General features: G+C 70.6%; 30 protein-coding genes. 9 read left to right on the forward strand and 21 right to left on the reverse strand.

Annotated features, from left to right (window positions below):
- The 19 genes from ACGFRF_RS02885 to ACGFRF_RS02975 form a co-directional block, all read right to left on the reverse strand.
- Complete coding sequence (locus ACGFRF_RS02885) at nt 1–153, reverse strand: hypothetical protein (RefSeq protein ID WP_393736540.1); 153 nt, start codon at nt 151–153, stop codon at nt 1–3.
- The gene (locus ACGFRF_RS02890) at nt 150–1472 is read right to left on the reverse strand and encodes a DnaB-like helicase N-terminal domain-containing protein (RefSeq protein ID WP_393736542.1); all 1323 of its coding nucleotides are present in this window, start codon (nt 1470–1472) and stop codon (nt 150–152) included. Before ACGFRF_RS02890 ends, ACGFRF_RS02885 begins: the two co-directional genes overlap by 4 nt.
- The gene (locus ACGFRF_RS02895; RefSeq protein WP_393736544.1) at nt 1473–2288 is read right to left on the reverse strand and encodes a hypothetical protein; all 816 of its coding nucleotides are present in this window, start codon (nt 2286–2288) and stop codon (nt 1473–1475) included. It abuts the gene before it with no gap.
- 84 nt (nt 2289–2372) lie between these two features.
- Entirely contained in the window at nt 2373–2804 is a 432-nt protein-coding gene (locus tag ACGFRF_RS02900) for a hypothetical protein (RefSeq protein ID WP_393736545.1), read from the reverse strand.
- Nucleotides 2801–3712 carry a hypothetical protein gene (locus ACGFRF_RS02905; protein WP_393736547.1) on the reverse strand — a complete coding sequence of 304 codons (912 nt, stop codon included), beginning with the start codon at nt 3710–3712 and terminating at the stop codon, nt 2801–2803. The genes ACGFRF_RS02900 and ACGFRF_RS02905 overlap by 4 nt, the downstream gene beginning before the upstream one ends.
- Complete coding sequence (locus ACGFRF_RS02910; RefSeq protein ID WP_393736549.1) at nt 3709–3897, reverse strand: hypothetical protein; 189 nt, start codon at nt 3895–3897, stop codon at nt 3709–3711. The genes ACGFRF_RS02905 and ACGFRF_RS02910 overlap by 4 nt, the downstream gene beginning before the upstream one ends.
- 115 nt (nt 3898–4012) lie before the next feature.
- The gene (locus tag ACGFRF_RS02915) at nt 4013–4381 is read right to left on the reverse strand and encodes a hypothetical protein (RefSeq protein ID WP_393736551.1); all 369 of its coding nucleotides are present in this window, start codon (nt 4379–4381) and stop codon (nt 4013–4015) included.
- A gap of 78 nt (nt 4382–4459) precedes the next feature.
- The gene (locus ACGFRF_RS02920) at nt 4460–5284 is read right to left on the reverse strand and encodes a recombinase RecT (RefSeq protein ID WP_393736553.1); all 825 of its coding nucleotides are present in this window, start codon (nt 5282–5284) and stop codon (nt 4460–4462) included.
- Entirely contained in the window at nt 5281–6222 is a 942-nt protein-coding gene (locus tag ACGFRF_RS02925) for a YqaJ viral recombinase family protein (protein ID WP_393736555.1), read from the reverse strand. The genes ACGFRF_RS02920 and ACGFRF_RS02925 overlap by 4 nt, the downstream gene beginning before the upstream one ends.
- A gap of 129 nt (nt 6223–6351) precedes the next feature.
- A complete protein-coding gene (dnaN, locus tag ACGFRF_RS02930) occupies nt 6352–7467 on the reverse strand; it encodes a DNA polymerase III subunit beta (protein ID WP_393736557.1) in 1116 nt (371 codons plus the stop codon).
- A gap of 225 nt (nt 7468–7692) precedes the next feature.
- A complete protein-coding gene (locus tag ACGFRF_RS02935; protein ID WP_393736559.1) occupies nt 7693–7908 on the reverse strand; it encodes a hypothetical protein in 216 nt (71 codons plus the stop codon).
- Entirely contained in the window at nt 7908–8090 is a 183-nt protein-coding gene (locus ACGFRF_RS02940; RefSeq protein ID WP_393736560.1) for a hypothetical protein, read from the reverse strand. The genes ACGFRF_RS02935 and ACGFRF_RS02940 overlap by 1 nt, the downstream gene beginning before the upstream one ends.
- Nucleotides 8087–8497, reverse strand: a complete 411-nt coding sequence (locus tag ACGFRF_RS02945) for a hypothetical protein (protein WP_393736562.1) — start codon at nt 8495–8497, stop codon at nt 8087–8089. The genes ACGFRF_RS02940 and ACGFRF_RS02945 overlap by 4 nt, the downstream gene beginning before the upstream one ends.
- Complete coding sequence (locus ACGFRF_RS02950) at nt 8494–8691, reverse strand: hypothetical protein (protein ID WP_393736564.1); 198 nt, start codon at nt 8689–8691, stop codon at nt 8494–8496. Before ACGFRF_RS02950 ends, ACGFRF_RS02945 begins: the two co-directional genes overlap by 4 nt.
- Nucleotides 8688–9305 carry a hypothetical protein gene (locus ACGFRF_RS02955; RefSeq protein WP_393736566.1) on the reverse strand — a complete coding sequence of 206 codons (618 nt, stop codon included), beginning with the start codon at nt 9303–9305 and terminating at the stop codon, nt 8688–8690. Before ACGFRF_RS02955 ends, ACGFRF_RS02950 begins: the two co-directional genes overlap by 4 nt.
- Nucleotides 9302–9562 (reverse strand): hypothetical protein, encoded by a 261-nt coding sequence (locus tag ACGFRF_RS02960; protein WP_393736567.1) that lies wholly within the window; start codon nt 9560–9562, stop codon nt 9302–9304. The genes ACGFRF_RS02955 and ACGFRF_RS02960 overlap by 4 nt, the downstream gene beginning before the upstream one ends.
- A 5-nt stretch (nt 9563–9567) precedes the next feature.
- Nucleotides 9568–9858 carry a hypothetical protein gene (locus ACGFRF_RS02965; RefSeq protein WP_393736569.1) on the reverse strand — a complete coding sequence of 97 codons (291 nt, stop codon included), beginning with the start codon at nt 9856–9858 and terminating at the stop codon, nt 9568–9570.
- A gap of 109 nt (nt 9859–9967) precedes the next feature.
- Nucleotides 9968–10282, reverse strand: a complete 315-nt coding sequence (locus tag ACGFRF_RS02970; protein WP_393736571.1) for a hypothetical protein — start codon at nt 10280–10282, stop codon at nt 9968–9970.
- A 1-nt stretch (nt 10283) separates the two neighbouring features.
- Nucleotides 10284–10535: a helix-turn-helix domain-containing protein gene (locus tag ACGFRF_RS02975; protein ID WP_393736573.1), complete on the reverse strand. Its 252-nt coding sequence runs from the start codon at nt 10533–10535 to the stop codon at nt 10284–10286.
- 199 nt (nt 10536–10734) lie between these two features.
- Here ACGFRF_RS02975 and ACGFRF_RS02980 point away from each other — a divergent pair, with 199 nt between their 5' ends.
- From ACGFRF_RS02980 to ACGFRF_RS03000, 5 genes are all read left to right on the forward strand, one after another.
- A complete protein-coding gene (locus tag ACGFRF_RS02980) occupies nt 10735–11145 on the forward strand; it encodes a hypothetical protein (RefSeq protein ID WP_393736575.1) in 411 nt (136 codons plus the stop codon).
- A gap of 428 nt (nt 11146–11573) precedes the next feature.
- Nucleotides 11574–12944 carry an integrase gene (locus tag ACGFRF_RS02985; RefSeq protein WP_393736576.1) on the forward strand — a complete coding sequence of 457 codons (1371 nt, stop codon included), beginning with the start codon at nt 11574–11576 and terminating at the stop codon, nt 12942–12944.
- A 147-nt stretch (nt 12945–13091) separates the two neighbouring features.
- Nucleotides 13092–14027 (forward strand): M56 family metallopeptidase, encoded by a 936-nt coding sequence (locus tag ACGFRF_RS02990; protein ID WP_393736578.1) that lies wholly within the window; start codon nt 13092–13094, stop codon nt 14025–14027.
- Between the two features lie 148 nt (nt 14028–14175).
- On the forward strand, nt 14176–14883 hold the full coding sequence (locus ACGFRF_RS02995) for a phosphatase PAP2 family protein (protein ID WP_393736580.1): 708 nt from the start codon (nt 14176–14178) through the stop codon (nt 14881–14883).
- A 10-nt stretch (nt 14884–14893) separates the two neighbouring features.
- Complete coding sequence (locus ACGFRF_RS03000; protein ID WP_393736582.1) at nt 14894–15583, forward strand: HAD family hydrolase; 690 nt, start codon at nt 14894–14896, stop codon at nt 15581–15583.
- A gap of 27 nt (nt 15584–15610) precedes the next feature.
- On the opposite strand, the gene ACGFRF_RS03005 is transcribed toward ACGFRF_RS03000, so the two are convergent.
- Nucleotides 15611–15859, reverse strand: a complete 249-nt coding sequence (locus ACGFRF_RS03005; RefSeq protein ID WP_393736584.1) for a DUF2630 family protein — start codon at nt 15857–15859, stop codon at nt 15611–15613.
- Nucleotides 15860–16185: 326 nt separating this feature from the next.
- Here ACGFRF_RS03005 and ACGFRF_RS03010 point away from each other — a divergent pair, with 326 nt between their 5' ends.
- From ACGFRF_RS03010 to ACGFRF_RS03020, 3 genes are all read left to right on the forward strand, one after another.
- The gene (locus ACGFRF_RS03010; RefSeq protein WP_393736586.1) at nt 16186–16860 is read left to right on the forward strand and encodes a TetR/AcrR family transcriptional regulator; all 675 of its coding nucleotides are present in this window, start codon (nt 16186–16188) and stop codon (nt 16858–16860) included.
- Between the two features lie 205 nt (nt 16861–17065).
- A complete protein-coding gene (locus tag ACGFRF_RS03015; RefSeq protein ID WP_393736587.1) occupies nt 17066–18400 on the forward strand; it encodes an FAD-dependent oxidoreductase in 1335 nt (444 codons plus the stop codon).
- A 139-nt stretch (nt 18401–18539) separates the two neighbouring features.
- Nucleotides 18540–19937 carry a nucleobase:cation symporter-2 family protein gene (locus ACGFRF_RS03020; RefSeq protein ID WP_393736589.1) on the forward strand — a complete coding sequence of 466 codons (1398 nt, stop codon included), beginning with the start codon at nt 18540–18542 and terminating at the stop codon, nt 19935–19937.
- On the opposite strand, the gene ACGFRF_RS03025 is transcribed toward ACGFRF_RS03020, so the two are convergent.
- On the reverse strand, nt 19848–20210 hold the full coding sequence (locus tag ACGFRF_RS03025; RefSeq protein ID WP_393736591.1) for an ArsR/SmtB family transcription factor: 363 nt from the start codon (nt 20208–20210) through the stop codon (nt 19848–19850). The genes ACGFRF_RS03020 and ACGFRF_RS03025 overlap by 90 nt on opposite strands.
- A 131-nt stretch (nt 20211–20341) precedes the next feature.
- Between ACGFRF_RS03025 and ACGFRF_RS03030 the strand changes: the two genes are divergently transcribed.
- Entirely contained in the window at nt 20342–21421 is a 1080-nt protein-coding gene (locus tag ACGFRF_RS03030) for an NADH:flavin oxidoreductase/NADH oxidase (protein ID WP_393736593.1), read from the forward strand.
- Nucleotides 21422–21879: the final 458 nt, after the last annotated feature.

Below are 21879 nucleotides of genomic sequence, written 5' to 3' on the forward strand. Positions count from 1 at the left end.
TCAGGCGGCGGGGTAGGCGCTGCGGTGGCGGCTGGTGATCCAGGCGTGGCCGCAGTCGGGGCAGCGGTAGGCGCTGCGTATCTGGGTGTCGTCCGTCCGCTCGCGGCGGGGTGGGACGTTGCGGCGGCAGCAGCGCGGGCATGTGTCGGTCACCAGATCGCTCCCGTCTCGCTGTAGCCGGTGATGGGGTCGGCGTCGATGGGCTTGTAGGAGATCCACGGCCAGCGCTCGCCCTGCTTGATGAAGTGGGGCCAGTCGCGTTCGTCGCGGCTTCCGCGCCAGGGGACGACGCGTCGGCCGCGGGCGCCTTCGACGTTCTGCGCGGACTTCTCGTCTTCGACGGGGCGAAGGCCGAAGCCGAACTCGGGCCAGCGCATCCACAGCGAGGAGCCGAGGGGGCGCAGGGAGCGGGGGCCGAGGTTGTTGCCGTGGGGGGCGTGGGCCTCCATGAGGACGGCGCAGCCGGCGGTGGCGCGGGCCTCGTCGATGACGACGGAGACCTTGCGGGCGAGTTCCTCGTCGTTGGGGTTGCCGGCGTGGAGTCGGTAGACGGGGCCGATGATCAGCACGTCGGGTTTGATCTTTTCGACGCGCCGCATGGCCCAGGCGCGATCGGCCGGCCTGGTGAGGTCAAGGCCCTGCGGCCGGCACTCGATGTGGAACTGTCCGCGGCGCACCGGCTGCTCGAGGCTCTCGGCGGCAGCCAGGAGGGGCCGGAACTTGCGGCGGGAGGCGGCCTCTCCGTTCTCGCAGTCGAGGGTGAGCACCTTGACCGGGTCGATGATCTCCCAGGTGCGGAACGGGTGAATGCCGGCGGCGAGGGTGACGGACATCTGCCGGAGCAGGGTGGACTTGCCGCCGCCTTCGGACGCGGTGAGGATCAGCCGGTCCTGCCGCTCAAGGAGGCCGGGGACCACCCAGTCGTAGGTGTCCTCGTGCTGAACGAAGTCGAGGATGTCTTCGACGGGGAGGTCTTCGGAGGCCATGCCGCGGTCGCGGAGGTCGCGGGCTTCGGTGACGACGCGTTCGATCAGGTCGCTTGTCTCGCCGCTGGTGTTGTATCCGGCTTGGACGGTGCGGGTGCCGAGTTCGATGAGTGCCCGGCGCAGGCCGCGGTCCTGGACGATCTCCGCGTAGTACTCGCCGTTGGCGGCGGTGGGGACGGCGCGGACGAGTTCGTACAGGTACTGGGTGCCGCCGGCCCGCATGAGGTCGCCGGTGTCGGCGAGGTACTTGCCGAGGGTGATCTGGTCGACGGACAGCCCGCGCGAGTGCATGTGGGCGATGGCGTTGAAGATCAGCTGGTGGCGGGGCTGGTAGAAGGCGGCGGGCTCGACGACGTCGAGGACTTCCATGAGTGCCGTCTTGGAGAGCAGGCAGGCTCCAAGGGCGCCCTGCTCGGCTTCGAAGTCCTGTGGCGGGACGCGCTCGAGCGGGATGTCCGCGTAGTCGGGCTCGAGGTCGGTGGTCACTTAGAAGATCCCCCTGTCTTCAGGGCTCTGGCCAACGGCGCGCAGCTGCGGCCGGGATCGGTGGATGGGGCTGCCGTCGGCGGGCTTGGGTGGGAGTTCGCTCCAGCCGCGCATGAAGTAGCGGGCGGAGTCGACATGAGTGCGGTCGGCGGTGCGGCGGGCGTATTCGACGAGGGCCGGCACGCCACACTTGTTGATCAGGGCCAGTAGCGGGAACCACTGGTCGCCCTTGAAGGGCCAGCGGACGATGACCCCGCTGGCGCTCATGCTGTCGATGAGGGGCCGAGCGGCGTCCGGGATGCCGTAGGTGGAGTCCTCAACTCGCTCTCCTTCGTGCATGAGGAGAGAAGGAGAAGAGGAAGAGGGGGTAGCCGTGGCTCCTTCAGAGTGAGCCACGGCTCCTTCTGAATGAGCCCCTGCTCCCCCTTGGGGGGTTGAAGGGGTAGCCCCTGCTCCCCCTTGGGGTAGCCCCTGCTCCCCCTTGTTCTCGGAAGGGGTAGCGGTGGCTACCCCTTCGAACTTGGGGACTTCGAAGGTCATTCGGATGCCGGGGACGGCGTACAAGACGCGGCCGTCCTTGCCCTTGCCGATGGGAACTCGAAGCTCCCATCCGGCGCCCGCCAGTCGCTTAAGGGCGTTGCGGACGACGCTCGCATCCTTGGCCCCCGTCCACAGCACCAGCTTTTCGAGAGGCACCGAGCTGCGCCGGGTTCGCTCGTTGGCGTCGTCGGCGATCTCCAGCGCGACTGCGCGCTGCAGGCCGGTGATGTCCGGCCCAAGCGCCTCGCGCAGTTGCCGGCGGAGCTCGTAGCCCATGGGTCTCTCTTCTCGGGAAGCGGCGTGCGGATGGGGTGGGGTGTGCTGCTGGTTAGGGCCGGTCGCGCGGCCGGCGGCCCGCGGTCACGTGGCCTTCTGGGTGCCGGTGAGTCGGTAGCGGCGGTCGGCTGCAGCGTTGGCGGCGCGGCAGATCTCGCAGCGTTCGCCGTTCTTCAGGTGCCGGCGGTACATGCGGGGCTCGCCGCAGACCGGCTCGGGTCGTTTCTGCCTGATGCGGCTCTTGGGGTGCGGCCCGGGCGTCCATCCGTTGGCCCGCCAGCCGGCCACGGTTGAGGGGTCGGAGCCGATGCGTTCGGCGATCGTCTTGGTTCCGTAGCCGCGGCTGTCGAGGATCCGTGCGGCGTGGATCTTTTCGGCGCGGGTGAGCTTGACCGGCTCGCCGTTGAGGGCGTACTCGATGGCGATGTAGTCGAGGTCGTTGTCCGGGTCGAAGGTGTCCGTGGTGGAGGCGTACAGGCGCTCACGGGCGCCTGCGCCGACGCGGTTGCCGTTCACGCCGCCTCCTTCAGGTACGGGGCGGCTGCGGCGCTCTCCGGCGTCCGGTTGCGCCGATTCCCGGTGGTGATCTCGCGGGCGATGTCCCGGACGTAGCTTTCGGCCATGCCGAGCCGGGCGGCGATGTCGGCGTGGGGCAGGTTGAACGTGATCAGGTGGGCGATCTCGGCTCGGCGGAGCGCGCCGAGTTGGTCCCTGCCGAGCTGCTCGTCGCTGACCGCCGGGGTGAAGTTCGGGTCGTCGAAGTCGTCGTCGTCCCAGTAGGCGGCGCGGGCCCAGTGGTTGGCGGCGGCCCGGGCCCGGGTCAACCGGGCGTTGACAGGGCTGACTCCGTGCTCTTCGGGGGCGAGACCGTCGAGGTCGGCGTACAGGTGCCGGACTGTGTCAGCCGTGGAGAAGCGAACGGTGTCGGCTTTGTTCCTGAGGAGGTAGGCGGTGTACCCGGTTCCGGTGTTGAGGCGGCGGTCGAGTTCCTTGCAGGGCCAGCCTTCGGCGTTGAGGGTCTGCAGGCGTCGGAGGGTGCCGAGGCTGGGTACGTGGGCGCCGTTACGTGAAGGGCCGTCGATCTTGGGCGGTTGGATGGTGAGGATGCGCGTGGCGGTGGTGTGCCGGACGGTGCCGCCCAGGCGGATGATCTGGTAGAGGTGCGCGGGTGACAGCTTGGCCTGGGCGCGAATTTCCAGGTCGGTCATGCCTGCGGCGCGGAGTTTCCAGATGTGGCGGATCACCTTGCTGGCGGTGACGATTCCTCCGCGCCCGGTGCTGCGCAGGTACTTCCATCGGCGCGCTTCGGCGGTGGCGGCGTCGGTGCAGGGCCGGCAGGTGCAGCCGCGGCGGTAGCGGCGGGCGTCCCCGTGGTCGAAGGCGTCGGCGGGGATGGGCTGGCGTCGCTTGACCGTGGTGGTCACGACTCGTTCTCCTTCCGGGTTTCGGTGGCGCGCATGATTCGGCGGCAGGTCCACAGGGCTTCGGTGTCGGTGCCGGGCTGGTTGTCGGGGGCGGCGGGGAGGCGGGTGCGTTCCCGCCAGAGGGTGCGGAGGGCGATGACGGCGCCGGGGGCGACGAGGGCGAACGGGATGAGGCGGGCGATCACTGCCGCCTCCCACGGATGAGGAGGTCGATCGCGGCGCACGCTCCCCCACCGACGGCACCAGCGGCGAGGACGAGGAGGGCGAGGAACCAGCGCGGCAACTCGATCAGGTCGGCCATCACGCGGCCTGCTGCTGGGTGCGGGCGGCCCGGCGGGCGGCTATGGCCCGGCCCTTGTCGGTGAGCTGCCAGACGGCGATGCGGTGCGCGTGCGTGTTGGCCTGGGTGGACGGCACCATGCGGCCGGTGTGGGCGATGATCCCGCCGGTGCGGAGGCTGTTGATGGCGGCACCGAGGTAGCCGTGGCCCAGCTCGGGCAGCACGTCGCGGAGGTCGTTGCAGGACCACTCGTCGTAGCGCTGGCCGAAGTGGAAGACGGCCTGCTCGACGAGGAACTGGTCCCAGGAGGACTGGTCGGCGATCTCCTCCAGCAGGAAGTCCTTCTCCGCGGAGGCGAGGCGTTCGGCGGGGGTGAGCTTGCGGGCCATAGCGGGCTCCTTGAGGCTGTGGTGTCCTGGAAGCCGGCCTCCCGCCTGATTGCGGCGGGCGGGAGGCCGGGTAGTCGGTCAGTCGACGAGTTCGCCCTCGACGGGCTCGTCGTCGTAGTCGGGGTCGGCGTCGTCGAGGACGGACGGCTGCGGCGTCGGCGGGGCGCCGGCCGCGGTCGGTGCGGCGAGTTCACCGGCGACCTCGGCCTGGGCGCGCAACTGCTCGCGCATGTACTCGGCGGAGGTCGGCACCCACTTGGCCAGCTGCCGGACGGCGCTCTTCAACCACATGGCTTCCTCGTTGGTCTGCCACGGGCTGTACTCGGAGTCCTTGGAGTCGGATTTGGCGCGGATCTCCATGACGCGCTGACGGTTGAGGACGACGACCTTGGAGACGGCGCCGTCCTTCATGACGGCGTAGGCGTACACGCCGACGAGGGGACCGCGGTCTTCACCGAACCAGTCGATCTCGTGCACGGGTCGGTTGTCGCGGCCGGGCACGTAGCGGAAGGTGTCGCGCTGGCGGACGGCTTCGACGATGACGGTGGACACGGCGCCGGCCCGGTAGATGAGTTCGACGATGCCCTGGTAGCCGACGATGCCCTTGACGATCAGCTTGTAGCCGTGGGCCTTGCTCTTGCGGGGGGTGAGGTAGAACTGCTCGGTGCCGGGTTCCAGGCCGAGGCGAGCGGCGGTCTTCAGCTCGCGCAGGAAGACGCCGACGTCGGTGCGGGCTGCCTGCTCGAGGTCCTTGTTTCCGCGGATGGCGCCGACAGCAAGGCGGATCCACTGGTCGGCGTTCACGTGGGACGGGACGAGAGCGGCGTACTCGTCCCGGTACTGCTCGATCTGGGCAGCGGGCCCGTTGTCCCGCTTGGCGATCTCGTTGCTGATCTGGTTCATGCTGCGTTGTCCTCGCGGATCGGGTACGGGTTGAGGGAGTAGGTCGCGCCGTCGCGGACGGTGCGGTAGGCGATGCGGCGGCCTTCGCAGACGGCCCGCTTGCCGTTGCCGATGAGGTCGAGGACTTCGCCGCGGACCTGGGTGAGGTCGGCGGACGCCTTGGCCAGCTGTTCGTAAGCGGCGTCCCAGCGGCAGACGAGACCGAACGGGATCTCCACGTCGCGGTCTTCGAGTCCGTCCGCCTGGACGCGGATGGTCTGGTAGGTGGCGGTGTCGCCGTCGATGTCGGGCCGGACACCCTTGCGGACGTCGTTGAGGAACCGCTCGGCCGCGTCGCGGAGGATGCGGGCCTCGTCCGGGTCGTAGTCGACGGTGTATTCGCGGTAGTCGTGGCCGGAGATGAGGACGGCGAAGTGGGTGCGGTGCAGGCCCAGCGTGTCCATCTGCCACATGACCTGGCAGCGGTAGTGGATCGGGATGGTGTCCGAACCGGAGGGTCCCCAGTCGTCGCCGAACGGGGACGTCTTCACTTCCAGCAGGGCGTCCGCGTGGTCGGCGATCTCGAACTCGTTGCCGGGCTGCGGGTAGATGAGCCGGTCGGGGGTGGCCCGCTGCCAGTCCCGTGCCCGGTGCCGCCAGGTGCCGGCCGGGGCAGCGAGCAGGCCCGGGTGCTCGTCCTCCCACTTCTGGGCGACCGCGTCCTCGAGCCGGTTGCCCCACTCGATCGCCGGGTTCATCTCGAACGGCGGCGTCGGCAGGCCGGCCTTCTTGTGCCACAGGCTGAAGCGGGACTGCCACGGGCTCAGTCCGACGACAGCGGCGATCTCAGTGGCGGTGATCGTGAGGCCGGTGCGGGCATCCTCCCAGGCGGCAGTGCCTGGGGTGAGATGGCCGATCAGGATCCCGTCGGGTGCGGGATACGGGTGGACGGTGTCCATCTGAGGCTCCTGAGGGTGTGCTGATGGGAGGCGGCCAGCCCCGACGGGGGGGGTGCGGGGCTGGCCGCCCGGGGTGCCGCGGAGCGCGAGGGGGATGGACGCTCACGCGGCGGCCTGTGGAGGTGTAGGTCAGGTGAGGCGGACGGGCATGCACACGGCCCGGTAGGTGTCGTCGTCGACCGGCACGAGCAGCGCGGGCTTGGTTGAGGCGGTGAACCACATCTGCACCAGGCCGCTGATCGGGGTCAGCAGGGAGCCGAGGAAGTCCGGCCGGTAGGCGATCTCGAAGTCGTCCAGGTCGGCGGTCTCGGCGGTGATGCGGCTGGCCCCCTTGGTGCCCTCGACGCCACCGCGCACAGTGATCTCGTCGCGGTCGATGCTGAGCGTGATGGGCTGCTCGGGCTTCTCGTTGACCAGGGCGGCCCGCTTCACAGCCTCGGCGAGCTCGGCTGCGTCGGCGCGCATCCAGCCCGAGGCCGCGGCCGGGTCGGGGAAGAACCGGCTGATGTCGGGGAAGTCGACGCCGAGAGTGCGGCTAGTCACCGTGAGCCGGTCGGTGGCCAGGGCTGCCACGCCGTTCGTTCCCTCGGTGAAAGAGACGCGCACCGAGTGGCTGGCCATCTGCTTCGCGGTGACCGCGAACCCCGCGGCCGGCAGCAGCAACTCGCCAGCCGCGTCGCCGTCCGGCTGCCACGGAACGGTGTGCCGCACGATCCGGTACCGGTCCGACGCCGACACGACGAGCTGGTCGCCCTCGGCCACGACGTGCACGCCACCGAATCCGGTCATGCTGCCGACTGCTTCCTTCTCCGACATTGCGGCCTGCGCCGCGTGCCCGACGACCTCGGCCAGCGCGTCGCCGTCGACGACACCGGAGGCGGCGGGCGGCACCGGCAGCGCCGGGTAGTCGCGACGGTCCATCGCGGGCAGCGTGAACGTGGTGCCGGGCGCGGTCAGAGTCAGCTCTCGTTCGTCGGCGACGAGGTCGACGGGTCCGGCGGGGAGTGCGGCAGTGACGTCGGCGAGGAGCCGCCCGGCCACTAGGGCGTGGCCCGGCGCGAGGGTGTCGGCGTCCAGCGTGGCCTGGGTGGCGGTCTCGAAGTCGAACCCGGACAAGGTCACGGCGTGGGCGTCGGCTTCCAGCAACAGGCCGCTGAGCATCGGCTGCAGGGGATTGTTCGGGAGTCGGCGGTGGGCGCGGCGGGCGGCCTCCGCCAGCTGCTTCTGGTCGATGCGGAGTTTCACGCCGCCTCCGCCATCGTGTCGTCGTTGGCGGCCTCGTCGCGGGCCTCGGGCTGGGCGTAGCCCTCGGTCTGAACGGCGTCGAGGGGGAACAGGCTGTCCTGGGTGTACTGGGTCACGGTTTCCTCCGTGGGATGCTGGTGGTGGATCCCCGTCGGCTGGACCCCGGCGGGGCTTCTGTTTGGGGCGCCGCTCCCGCCGGCCGGTGCCATCCGGCGGGGCGGCGGGTCAAAGGTGCACGCCGGGGATGCGCGCCATGTCGTGGACGAAGTCGTCGATGCGGCAGATGAGCCGGCCGTCGTCGAGGCGCATCCAGCCACTGTCGACCGCGTACTTGATGCCTTCGTCGTCCGTGGTGAAGTGGAGGACGATGCCGTCCATGTCGTAGGGGCTGCCGCAGATGTCGCATTCGACGATCACGACGGTCGCTGTGCGCGTGGCCATTAGGCATCCCATCCGAAGTCGGTGGGGATGTCGGCGTGGCCGGAGAGGATGTCGTCGATGAGGTTCGGGTCGGTGATCCAGGCGGGGATCCGGGATGGGGTGATGCCGAGGCCGGACAGCAGGCCGGGCACTATCACCGGGTCGGCGTCGCCCGGCATCGGCGGGAGGTGGAGGGTGGTCACCGGACCGGCTCCGTCCGCTGCTCGCCCGGGTGGGTCAGGTTACGGACGGGCTTCCACGGCGGCTGGCCGGAGCCGGGGCAGGGCTTGGACCAGCGGAAGGTGCGGGACCCGATGTAGTCGCGGCCACTCCAGTGATGGCGGCCCATGACCCCGTCGGCGGTCATGGCCCGGTCCTGCATGCAGTGCTTGCACCAGCCGCGCGGCCGGACAGGCTCAGGGACGGACGGGTAAACGATCCGGTAAGTCGGATGGTCGGCCGTGATGCGCTTCTCGCCGTCGATCCGGAAGGCGAGGTACGGGCCGCGGGTGCCGACGATCGTGGCGGGCTTGCCGTCGTACTCGATGCGCATGCCGTGGCGGGCGGGCACGTCGTAGGTGCGGCGGATCCACTCCATCGTGCTGGTCACTTCGCCTCCTTCGGCGGGCACTTGCAGCGGTCGGGGTGGGCGCAGGCCATGGCGTCGAAGACGCGCTCGTACCAGTCGGCGGGCTGCGGGTACGGGGTGTGGCCGGCGGGCGGCTTCGCGAGCAGCTGCTGCAGCGTGACCTCGGCCTCCACCGTGGGCAGCGGCACGTCCAGACGGGACAGGTCGACGGTCATCGGAACTCACCCCGCTCGGCGGCGATGATCGGGAGCACGGAGGTGCGGAACCAGGCGCTGGCCTCGAAGCCGCCGGACTGCAGTTCGATCAGCCGCTCGTAGCCGGTGTGGACCTCGCCGGTGAACTCGTTCTCCCACTCCCAGCGGACGCTGCGCTCGTCGAGCCACTGGCCGAGCTTGGCGACGTACTCGGCGTGCAGATCGCCGCAGCCGTAGCCACGCTCGTCGCGGTAGCCGTAGGCGGTGTCGAAAGAGACGGTCAGCCAGCAGGCGCGCCGGTGATACTTGCCGTCACACGGCCCCCACTCCGCCACGTAGCCCGCGTTCTCGGGGAGGTTGCAGTCCTCGTCGTGCGTGGCGGCCTGTTCCGGCGTTCGGAGCGGGGCGTCGGGCCGGTAGTAGAGCATCAGCCAGGCGGGGAGGCCCTGGCCCGGGTTGTTGCTGATGGTCCACGGGTTGCTCGGCTCGACGAAGGACTTGCCCTTCCGCCAAGTCGTGTCCTGCTCATCGGTGAACGTGTGGCTGTCGGTCGCGCCCAGCAGGCCCCGGCAGAAGTGGAAGACCTCGCGGTGGTCGACCTTGTCGAGGATGAAGATGCGGGTGTCGAGAGTCATGCCAGGCTCCTCAGGTGGGAGCCCATGCGCTCCGGGTTGGACGAGATGGTCTTGTCGGCGCGGCGGTGCATGACGAGGACGTCCTCGCGGTCGCCCATGTCCTCCACGGACAGCGGATTGACCGGGCGGTGCAGCTCACGGGCGGCGAACTGCATCGCCAGCTCGGCCGCAACGACGTGGGCCGGCATGTGACGCTCGGCGAAGGCACGCACCCCGGACGGCAGCGGCTCGTACACGTGCGGCGGAGTCTTCGGCATCAAGCTCATCGGGTCACCGCCTGCGGCGCCTTGGGCTCGCCGGTGCGGGCCGCGTACAGGGCCTCGCGATGCTGCTCCATCGCGGCCTCGCGGGTCTCCGCGCGCTTCGAGGAGCGGTTGATGACGTAGCCGCCGATCAGCCAGCCGTCGTGCCGCTTGTCGGTGCTGTCGTCGAAGACGACCGTGTTGTAGTAGCGGGGCGCGATCTGGACCGTCGACACGGTCAGCGTCCAGTCGTCGCCGTGCTTCACCGGCGTCTGCCGGACGACCTTGGGGAACGTGTTGCGTGAGAACATGGTGGTGGTCCACCTCTCTGTTCACGGATGGTGTGGGTGGGTCTGGCCGTCTCGGATGCGCGTCCGGGGCGGCCTCTTTGCGTGCCGTCAGGCGGCAGCGCGGGCCGGCTCAAGCGGCGGGCTGGAGGCGGCGCCGCCGACGGCGGGCGCCCTGAGTGCGTGCGTTACGGTGCATGGCAGCGATCTCGGCGAGGTCGGTGTCGCTGAACATGAGGTAGCCGTTCATGCGGTGGTGGGGGAACGGCTGACCCTCGCTGCCGTCTTCGGGGCGATTGCAGCCGTCACGCAGCCAGCGTTCGCCCTTCGTGCTGCCGGCCTCGTGCTCGGCCTGAGTCTTGAAGCCCAGGCGCACTGCGGCCTCACCTACGTTGCGGAAGCCCTCGAGCTTCAGCGTCTTGGTGGGGGGAGTCTTGCGGGCGGGCATGTCACCTCACTTCGGGTGGGTCCTCTGGGGGTGAGAGGAGTTGGGTGGAGTCGGCCGGCAGGCCGAGCGCTTGGCGGAGACGGCTGTACGAGTGCGGTCTCATGCGGGTGCGGTAGCCGTTTTCGAGGTGGTTCAGGTAGCGGGCGCTGAGGCGCGCTGCTTTCGCCAGCTCTGTCGTGCTCAGCCCTGCCTGTATGCGGAGCTTGCGGATTTCCGCCCCGTTCACCTTGACGGTGGTGGGGGTTGCTTCCATGCGTAGAAGCTAGCGGAAGGTCGCACTTGGTGTCTAGCGAATGTTCGTAGAAGTTAGCGGAACCTCTTACCGGCCGGTCACCCCGTTCGAACGCGTGTACCAGGGCATATCTGGTCACTCTCCGGCTCCGAGCCGCCACGTTCAGGACTGCTTTGGCCTGGTCCTAGCGGGTCCTAGCGGGTCCTGCGAAGATGACCGCATGACCACCCCCGACCTGGAGCGCCTCGCGGTGCTCGTACAGAAGCGACGCACGGAGCTGAGGCTCGGCATCGAGCCCGCTGCCAAGCTCGCCGGCATCTCCAAGGACACGTGGAAGCGTGTCGAGGCGGGCCAAAAAGTCTGGGACCGCTCCTATGGCGGAGTGGACACAGCCCTCCAGTGGGCAGCCGGGAGCTGCCTCATCGTCCTCTCGGGCGGCGACCCCATCACAAGTGAGCCCGTCGCTGGCGATGTCAAGATCGCGGAGGTCCCTAAGTCCGAACTCGAGCGCGCCGTCGGCGACGCCGTCACCGCAGCAGCGATCGGGACCAAGGGATCACTGACAGCTGAGGAGATCGTCGAGCTGAACCGACGGGTGCTGCAACAGTTGCGTGAGCGTGGGGTGCTCTAGCCGAAACTCAGCCGATGGTCGTACAACCATTTCCCGCCTGAGCGTTGACCGGCTGCTCCTTGAGCCACTTTGGTCCCCTCCGGTATCAAGTGGCCCTCGACGTGGCACAGTTGTTCCAGCACCTTGGGGGTTCCCCACAGCACCCGTAAGGGGGACCACTATGCAGAGCAGTCTGTCCATAGTCGACATGGGCCCGGAATTCGCAGGATGGGCCGGCACGGCCGATGGGAGAATGATCTGTGTAGCGCCTCCCGAGATCGAGACGAGCGAACAGGCACGCAGCTCGATGCGAGAGATCGTGGAGCGCGCAGGAAGAGAGTGCGAGGGATGCCGGGGCTGCTGGCTCGGCACCTGAGCAGCCGGGCGCGGAGCCCAGGCGGTAGGGGTACCTGCCGGGCACCGCGACCCACACCACCCAAGGGAGAGCGATGCCTTACGTGGAGGTGCGCGGCAACTCGATCCGCGTGAAGTGGTGGAACGGTACGTACCACCTCGACGCCGAAGGCAAGGCCACCCGTCGCAAGCAGTACGAATCAGCCTCGGGGCCAGCGCCAGGCGTCCCGTTCGAGGACGAAGACGAGGCGTACAACTACGGCTTGGACCGTGAGCACGAGGTCAGACACGGTACCCACATCCCCCGAGCCAGCACCAAGACATTGATGCGGGACTACTGCTGGATGTGGCTCGACGCGCAGGATCTCCGCGACACCTCCATCGGCAGGTACAGGTCTCGCCTGCGATCGCGGATCGTGCCCTACTGGGGAGATCGTGCGGTAGGAGAGATCACCACCTGGGAGTACGAAGCCTGGAGGAAAGAGCTTCAGGCAGCTGCGATGCGGAAAGAGATCTCTCAGCACTACGTTGACCAGCTGACCAGCCTCTTCGGGATGCTGATGTCGGACGCGGTCGTCAAGTACAAGCTGCGAAACGAGTCACCAGTCATCGTGCAGCGTCGCCGCGGCCGGTACCGCAAGAAGAAGCGTGAGACGAAGCGGCCCATGCAGATGCAAGTGCTGCACCACTTGGCCAGCAACGCGTATCAAGTGTGGGGCTTCACGGGCTGGACGTACATCTGGACGCTAGCTTTTACGGGCATGCGCCCACCCGGCGAGATGTGGGGGCTGCGGCGGGAGTTCGCTTCACCTACCTGGCCCGCGAGCGATCCGGACCTCGAGCGACGCGAAGTCGCGCTGGAACGCTATGGGCCAGCCACCATGCCGGCGCTTCGAATCCAGTACCAGAGTCAGTATGAGGGCGGGCGCAGAACCCAAGTGAGTCCAAAGTACGATTCCCACAGGACGCTCGTCGTCCCGCCCTTCCTCCATGAGATGCACTCGCTTCTGCTGGCCTCACACGACTCTCCATGGGTCTTCCCAGCGCTTGGTGGCGAGCAGATGGGAACGCAGTGGGGCAAGACCTACTGGCCGTACATCCGAGGTGGCTCCCCGGCGAGGAGTGCGCGCAGGGACTATGTGCGGCAGGAGATCCTGCCTGTGCAGGAGATGACGGGCAAGCGGATCTACCTGCTGCGGCACGGGCATCGTGAGTGGTTGGAGGAGGACGGGCACTCGCGGATTGCCATGGAGACACGCATGGGACACGAGGTCGCTGGCGTCGAGGGGCTGTACTCGAACCTCACCCCCGTCATGGAGAAGCGGATTGCCGAGACGCTGCAGAAGCGGTGGGAAGCCTTCTGGGGCATGGGGGTCTGGTGGGCTCCGCCTTTTCCCATTAGTCTCCCAGATAGGCCACGGCAGGAACCATCTGCCCAGGTCAGCCAAGTTCCACAAGGGGCTTAATCGGCATGGTGGCGATGCTGCTGACGATGTGAGCCCCCGCGCTGCCGGCGGAGTGGGCGCCGGGCTCCGCGACGCGCGCGTTGCTTGCGTCACTTCGGCACCGCGGACCGTACCCCTGAGCGGCTCGGCGCTCATAGGGTGCTGACCATGATGGTCCCCGTGACCCTGCTGCTGCTCGGCGCCCTGACCGCCGTCGTCGCCCCACGGCTGCTGGCCCGGGCCGACTGGCCGGACCGCGAACCGGTCGTCGCCCTCTGGGTGTGGCAGTGCGTCGTGGCCGCCGTACTGCTGTGCTGCGCGCTGTCGATGACACTCAGCGCCGCGGCGGCCTGGCAGGCGGTGCGTGGGCATGTGTTCGCCCCGGCGCCGAGCGGTGTCGTGGACGCGTACGCCCTCGGCGCCGCCGGTCCCTGGGCGGCACCGACCGCCGTACTGCTCGCCTCGGGCGGCCTGTGGAGCCTCGCGATGCTCGTGCGCGAGGTGGTACGGGCCCGGGCCCGCCGGCGCGGCCGACGGGCCGAACTCCTCGTGCGCGCCCCGCTGTTGCCGGGCGAGGAGCCGGCCGGCGGGCGGCTGGTGGTGCTCGAGGGCGAGCGCCCCGATGCCTGGTGGCTGCCCGGTGCGGCACCCCGGCTGGTCGTCACCACGGCCGCGCTGCGCCGCTTGAAGGGACGTCAGCTGGACGCACTGCTCGCCCATGAGCAGGGGCACGCGCAGGCGCGGCACGACTGGCTGCTGCACTGCTCGGCCGCGCTCGCGGCCGGGTTCCCGCAGGTTCCGGTGTTCGCCGCCTTCCGCGACGAGATGCACCGGCTGGTCGAGCTGGCCGCCGACGACATGGCCTCACGGCGCTTCGGCCGGCTGACGACCGCGCTCGCCCTGGTCGAACTCAACGAGGAACGGGGCGTGTTCGGGCCCGCGCCGACTCCGCACGCGCATGTGCCCCAGCGCGTGCACCGGCTGCTGACACCGCCGGACCGGTTGCCCGCGGTGCGCCGACTGCGCCTGACCGCGGCCGCAGCGCTGGTACCGGTGATTCCGGTACTGGTGGCGCTGGTCCCCGCGCTACGGGCGCTGGGCTGACGCCGCGGCCCGGGCGCTGCGCCGGCACCGGCGACCGTTCCCCGGCCCGCCCGTGCCGTACGGCGCGGGGGCGAACGGGAGGGGGCGGACGCCGAAGCCGTCGCCCTCCTGCTGGCCCCGCGGCCGCCCGGTCGGAGAGGATCGCGGTATGCACCATCGGTCCGCCGCGTCCCCCTCGACCCGTCCGCACGCGCTCCGCACCGTGGCTCTCGTGGCCGCCGGCCTCGGGGCCTGTTCCGTCCTGCTGCTGATCCTCGTCGCCGTTCGGTGGCATCCGCTGCTCAGCGTGGACGGCGACATCTCCCGGACGACCCACCGCTGGGCGGTTCACGACCGCGATGTCACCCATCTCTTCAGGGTGCTGACGGACTGGGTCTGGGACCCGCTGACCATGCGCCTGGTCTGCGCCGCGGTGGCGGTGTGGCTGGTGTGGCGGCGGGCGGCCTGGTGGACGGCCGTGTGGCTGGCGGTCACCTGCGCCCTCGCGACGATCGCGCAGCAGTCGGTGAAGGCCGCCGTCGACCGGCCCCGCCCAGTCTGGCCGGACCCCGTCGACTCCGCCCACTACGCGGCCTTCCCGTCCGGCCACGCCATGACGGCCACGGTGGTCTGCGGCCTGCTGCTGTGGCTCCTGCGCCGCCTCGGCGCGGGCCGCGTGCTGTGGCGTACGGCCGTGGCGGCGGCGCTGGTCTCGGTGGTGGGCGTGGGCGTGACCCGGGTGTGGCTGGGCGTGCACTGGCCCTCGGACGTGGTCGGCGGCTGGCTGCTCGGGGCGCTGATGGCGGCGCTGGCCGTGATGGTGTACGAGTGGCCACGGGCCGGCCGGACGGAACCGCCCGGACACCGGCCCCGGTAGAGTCCGGCGCATGACTGCCGTGCTGTTCGACTTCTCCGGGACGCTGTTCCGCGTCGAGTCCACCGAGTCGTGGCTGCGCGGGGTGCTGGACGAGACCGGAGTCGCCCTGCCCGAGGCCGAACTGACCGCGGCGGCGAGGGCCTTGGAGGCGGCCGGGGCGCTGCCGGGAGGCGCGGACCCGGTGGAGCTGCCGGCGGACCTGGCCGGTGTGTGGGCGGTGCGGGACGAGAGCGCGGAACTGCACCGGGCCGCCTACACGGGCCTGTCCCGGCGGGTGCCCCTGCCCGACCCCGGGCTGCACGACGCTCTGTACGAGCGGCACATGTCCCCGGCCGCCTGGTCCCCGTACCCGGACGCCGCCGAGGTGCTGAGCACCTTGCGCGAGCGCGGGATCGCGGTGGGCGTGGTCAGCAACATCGGCTGGGATCTGCGCCGGGTGTTCCGCGCACACGGGCTCGACTCGTACGTGGACGCGTACGTGCTGTCGTACGAGCACGGGGTGCAGAAGCCGGACCCGCGGCTGTTCTCGGTCGCCTGCGAGGCGCTGGGCGTCGATCCGCGGCAGACCCTGATGGTCGGCGACAGCAGGGCGGCCGACGGCGGCGCGGCCGCGCTCGGCTGCCGTGTGCACTTCGTGGACCACCTGCCGGTGGCCCAGCGGCCCGACGCGCTGCTGCCGGTGCTGGACCTGGTGGGCTGAGCGCGGGAACGGTGCGCTCCGGGCCGTTCAGCCCTGGTAGCCCTCGACCTGGGAGGAGGGCCGCACCTGCGCCTCGTCCGGGTTCTCACCGAACTCGGCCTTGGCCCGGCGCTGCCGCAGCAGGTCCCAGCACCGGTCGAGTTCGCGCTCCAGCCGGCCCAGCCGCTCCTGCTCGGTGGCACTGTCGATCTGGCCCGAGGCCAGCGCCGTGCGCAGTCTGCGCTCGTCCTCGACCATCTCCGTGATTCTGCTCAGGATCAGCTGATCCTGCTCCATGACCACCCGCCTCCTCGCCTCGGCATCCGAGCCCACTGTAGGGAGGGACCGGCAGGTGTGCGACAGCAGGGGCATGATCGACGGTGTCTCCCCTGGTCATCGCTGCTTCCGGCACGCTGCGGCAGTTCCCCGCAGCACCGGGCAGGGGGCGGCCGGGCGCGCAGGACCACCAGCCGTGGGGCTGCGTGCCGGCCCCACGCCGTCCGCCTGAGACGATCCCCCGCGTCGCCCCAGACGGACGGCAGCTCTCGGCCGGCCCGCGCACAGCGGTGCCTGCCTGCGCTGAGTATAGTTGGCTGGCAGCCAGTCAACGCAGGAGTTCCAGGATGTCCCCGCGCAGCGCCTCGGTCAATGAAGAGTTGCGGCGGCGTTCCCGGGAGCGGCTGTTGCAAGCCGCCGTGGAGCTGGTCGGCGAGCACGGGTTCGAGGCCACCACGCTGGGCGACATCGCGGACCGCGCCGGTTCGGCACGCGGGCTGGTGTCGTACTACTTCCCCGGCAAGCGCCAGTTGGTGCAGTCGGCCGTGCACCGGTTGATGCACCGCACGCTGGAGGAGGCGCTGGAGCGGGAGCCGCACACCGAGGACGGCCGGGAGCGGCTCGCCCGGGCCATCGACGCCATCCTGGGCCTGGCCCGAGACCGGCCCGTGCTCATGCGCCAGCACATGGCGGGGCTGCTCCAGGCCGAGGGCTTCGTGCAGTGCCCGGAGCAGCGGCGGCTGTCGGAGCTGCTCAGCGACACCGTGACCCGGTACGGCTCCCAGAACGTCTCGGCCGACTATCCGATGCTGCGCGCTCTGCTGATGGGCGCGGTGTACGCGGCACTGGTGCCGGGGGCGCCGATGCCCGTCCCGGCGCTGCGGGCCGAACTCTTCCAGCGGTACGGGCTGGACTGGCAGCTGGGCGAACCGCCGAAGAGCGACACGGAGGCGGGGGCACGGGGACAGGACGACGACCTGTCCCGGTTCTTCGCGACGGAGGAACGCCCGAGCCGGCCCTGACGCGGAGGCCGGTCGCGCCTGTCGGGCGACGACGGGCCGACGCCTGAGAGCGGTCCCTCGATCTCCCGCACCCACGTGACCGCACGATCACCCGCCCACGGACGACACGCGTCCGGGTCACCCCGCCGGACCTGCCGTAGCGGGCCCGGCGGTGCCATGCTGGAGGCGTCCGCGCACCACCCTCCTTCGGGCAAGGAGTACCGCCGTGCTGCGAGTCGCCGTCGTCGGTTCCGGGCCGAGCGGGTGCTACACCGCCCAGAGCCTCGTCCAGCTGGACCCCGGGGTGCACGTCGACGTCCTGGACCGGCTGCCGTGCCCGTACGGCCTGGTCCGGTACGGCGTCGCCCCGGACCACGAGAAGATCAAATCCCTCCAGAGCAGTCTGCGCACGGTGCTGGAGCACGAGCGGGTGCGGTTCCTCGGCGGGGTCCGGGTGGGCGGTCCCGGCGGCCTGCCGGCGGACCGGCTGCGGGAGCTGTACCACGCGGTGGTGTACTGCGTGGGCGCCGCCACCGACCGCCGGCTCGGCATCCCGGGCGAGGAGCTGCCGGGCAGCTGGTCGGCGACCGAGTTCGTGTCCTGGTACAGCGCGCATCCGGACGCGGCCGACGCGGGCTTCCTGCGCGGGGTGCGGTCGGCGGTGGTCATCGGGGTGGGCAATGTCGCGGTGGACGTCACGCGGATGCTGGTCCGGGGCGCCGCCGAGCTGCGCCCGACGGACATCCCGCAGGCGGCCCTGGACACGCTGGCGGCGAGCGGGCTCGGCGAGGTGCACATGGTGGGCCGGCGCGGTCCGGCGCAGGCCCGCTTCACCACCAAGGAGCTGCGGGAGCTGGGCGCCCTGCCCGGCACCGACGTGGTCGTGGACCCAGGGGACCTGGCGGTGGAGCCGGTCGATCCCGCCGCGTTGCCGGCCGTGCAGCGCCGCAACGTGGAGGTGTTGCGCGGCTGGGCGGCACAGCCCCCGGCATCGGCGCCCCGGCGGATCCGTCTGCGGTTCTTCCTGCGGCCCGTCGAACTGCTCGAGGCGGGAGGCCGGGTGGGCGCCGTGCGCTTCGAACGGACGGCGCCGGACGGGCTCGGCGGGGTGACGGGGACCGGCCGGTACGAGGACGTGCCCGCCCAGCTGGTGCTGCGGTCGGTCGGTTATCGCGGGGTGCCGCTGGAGGGGCTGCCGTTCGACGCGTCGACCGGTACGGTGCCGCACCTGGCGGGGCGGGTCGTACGCGACGGCGCCCCCTCCCCCGGCGAGTACGTCGCCGGGTGGATCAAACGCGGTCCCACGGGTGTCATCGGCACCAACCGGCCCTGCGCGAAGGAGACGGCGCTCACCCTGCTCGCCGACGCCCCCGGCCTCGCCCGCCGGGACGTGCCGGCGGATCCGGTCGCGGCGCTCCGGGAGGCGGGCATCGAACCCGTCCCCTGGAGCGGGTGGCTGTCGATCGAGCGGGCCGAGGCCGCACTGGGAGCCCGGCTCGGGCGGAGCGTGGTCAAGCTGGCCGACTGGGACGCGCTGTTCGGGGCGGCACGGCCGTCGTAGCACTCCCCCTCAGGAGTCGCGCGTGGCCGGCCGGGCAGGACACAGAGCGGCAACAAGACGGAAATCAACAAACTGTTCAAGGCCCTTACGGTCTCGTCCTGTTCGGATGCCATTCCCCACCCGCCGCTCTGGAGCTCCCATGACCACGACCGCAGACGTGCACCCCGTCGACGAGATACCACCGGTCCGGCAACTGACCGCCTTCGGACTGCAGCATGTGCTCGCCATGTACGCGGGCGCCGTCGCGGTACCGCTGATCGTGGGCGGTGCGATGCGGCTCTCGCCCGCCGACCTGGCGTATCTGATCACGGCCGACCTGCTGGTGTGCGGTGTCGCCACGCTGATCCAGTGCGTCGGCTGCTGGCGGTTCGGTGTCCGGCTGCCGATCATGCAGGGCTGTACGTTCGCCGCCGTGTCACCGATGGTGCTCATCGGGACGACGGGTGGCGGACTGCCCGCGATCTACGGCTCGGTGATCGTCGCCGGGCTGGCGATCATGCTGCTGGCGCCGGTCTTCGGCAGGCTGCTGCGCTTCTTCCCGCCGCTGGTGACCGGCACGGTGATCCTGATCATCGGCGTGTCGCTGCTGCCGGTCGCGGGCAACTGGGCGGCGGGCGGAGCCGGCGCGAAGGACTTCGGGGAGCCGAAGAACCTGGCCCTGGCGGCGTTCGTGCTGGTGGTGGTGCTGGGTGTGCAGCGGTTCGCACCCGCCTCGCTCTCCCGGATCGCCGTGCTGATCGGCATCGCGGTGGGTCTGGCGGTCGCCGTGCCGTTCGGGTTCACCGACTTCGGCGGGGTCGGGGACGCCGACTGGGTCGGTATCAGCACGCCGTTCCACTTCGGCGCACCGGAGTTCAAGGCCTCCGCGATCGTGTCGATGCTGGTGGTGGCGCTGGTGACGATGACCGAGACGACGGGTGACCTGATCGCCGTCGGCGAGCTGACCGGGCGGAGGGTCGAGCCGCGTTCCCTTGCCGACGGGCTGCGCGCGGACGGTCTGTCGACCGTCCTCGGCGGAGTGTTCAACACCTTCCCCTACACGGCCTACGCGCAGAACGTGGGCCTGGTCGGCATGACCCGGGTGCGCAGCCGCTGGGTGGTCGCGGCGGCCGGCGGGATGCTGGTGCTGCTGGGCCTGCTGCCAAAGCTGGGCGCGGTCGTCGCGGCGATCCCGGCGCCGGTGCTGGGCGGGGCGGGTCTGGTGATGTTCGGGACGGTCGCGGCGAGCGGGGTGCGGACGCTGGCCCAGGTCGACTTCAAGGACAACAACAATCTGACGGTGGTGGCCGTGTCGGTGGCGATCGGCATGCTGCCGGTGGGCGTACCCACGGTCTACGAGAAGTTCCCCGACTGGTTCCAGACGGTGATGAACAGTGGCATCAGCGCGGGCTGCCTGTCCGCGATCGTGCTGAACCTGCTCTTCAACCACCTTCCGGCGCGGGCCGGCTCAGACTCCGGCTCCGTCGCCGAGCCGGAGGGACTGCCGGTCGGCGGCGGCGAGAACGCTGTCGAGCAGTCCCGGGAAGAGGCCGTCTAGATCGTCCCGTCGCAGGGCGTTCATCTTGGCCGTGCCCCGGTAGACCTGCCGGATGACCCCGCTCTCCCGCAGCACCCGGAAGTGGTGGGTGGTGGTCGACTTGGTCACCGGCAGGCCGAAGTCCGAGCAGGACAACTCGACGCCCTCGGCGGCCAGTTCACGGACGATCCGCAGCCGCATCGGATCGGCGAGCGCGTGCAGCACGGCCTCCAGCCCGATCTCCTCCCGCTCCGGGTGCGGCAGCGCCCGGCCGGTGGTGGGGGTGTCGGTCACGGCGGCTGCCCTTCGTCGCGGAGTCCTTCGGCCAGGAGCATTGTACGAGAGCTATCGTAGTTTGACATGTCTCGTAGTACGAGGGCTATCGTACGACCTGACCACCGGTCCCGTGACGAATGGAGTCCGTCGTGAGCGCGCTCTTCGAGCCCATCACCCTGCGCGAAGTGACCATCCCGAACCGGGTGTGGATGTCACCGATGTGCCAGTACTCGGCCGAACCCGAGGGTCCGCTGGCCGGCGCCCCGCAGGACTGGCACTTCGCGCACTACGCGGCGCGCGCGACGGGTGGTACCGGGCTGGTCATGACCGAGGCCACCGCGGTCTCCCCGGAGGGCCGGATCTCCCCCTACGACCTCGGCCTGTGGAACGACACGCAGGTGGAGGCGTTCCGCCGGATCACGCGCTTCCTCGTCGCGCAGGGCTCGGTGCCCGCGGTCCAGCTCGCCCACGCCGGCCGCAAGGCGTCCACCGACCAGCCGTGGCGCGGCGGCGCACCGGTCGGACCGGAGGCCCACGGCTGGCAGCCGGTCGCGCCGAGCGCGGTGCCCTTCGCCGAGGGCCACCCCGTGCCGACGGAGCTGACGGTCGATGAGATCAAGGACATCGTCGGGCAGTTCGCCCAGGCGGCCCGCCGGGCGCTGGCCGCCGGCTTCGAGATCGCCGAGGTGCACGGCGCCCACGGCTATCTCGTCAACCAGTTCCTCTCCCCGCACTCCAACCGCCGCACCGACGCCTACGGCGGCTCGTACGAGAACCGCATCCGGTTCGCCCTCGAGGTCGTCGACGCCGTGCGGGAGGTGTGGCCGCAGGACAAGCCGGTGTTCTTCCGCGTCTCGGCCACCGACTGGCTCCAGGACGGCGGCTGGACCGTCGAGGACACGGTGCGCCTCGCCCGCGACCTGCACGCCCACGGCGTCGATCTCCTCGACGTCTCCACCGGCGGCAACGCCTCCGGGGTGACCATCCCGACCCGGCCCGGCTACCAGGTGCCGTTCGCCGCGCGGGTGAAGGCCGAGACGCCGCTGGCCGTCGGCGCCGTCGGCCTGATCACCGAGGCGGAGCAGGCCGAGAAGATCATCGCGAACGGTGAGGCCGACGCGGTGTTCCTGGCCCGTGAACTGCTGCGCAACCCCTTCTGGGCCCGACAGGCCGCCCGTGAGCTGGGCGGCGAGGTCAGGGTGCCGGACCAGTACCACCGGTCGGTCTGAGCCGCGCGGGCCCGCTCGGATCCGGGGCGGGGCTGCGGCCCGGTCGGTTCCAAGGGCGGGGCTACGTGGGTTCCGGGCGGGGGCGGGCCGGGCTTCCTGGGCCCGGCCGGTTCCGGGGGTGGGGCTGCGTGGACCCCGTCGGTTCCGGGCGGGGGCGGGCCGGGCTTCCTGGGCCCGGCCGGTTCCGGGGGCGGGGCTGCGTGGACCCCGTCGGTTCCGGGCGGGGGCGGTCGGAACTTCCTGGACTCGCTCGGTTCTGGGGCCAGGCGGCCTGGACCCGCTCGGTTCTCGGTCGGGGCTTCCTGGACCCGCTCGATGATTCTGGGGCCGGGCTTCCTAGGCACGGTCGGTCCCGGGCCAGGGCTTCTTGGGCACGGTCGGTTCCGGCAGGGGTCCTGGGCACGGTCGGTTCCGGGCCAGGCGTCCTGGACCCGCTCGGTTGCCTGGGGCTGCCTGGG

Origin of the sequence: Streptomyces sp. NPDC048521 (assembly GCF_043199855.1) — a bacterium.
GTDB lineage: Bacteria > Actinomycetota > Actinomycetes > Streptomycetales > Streptomycetaceae > Streptomyces.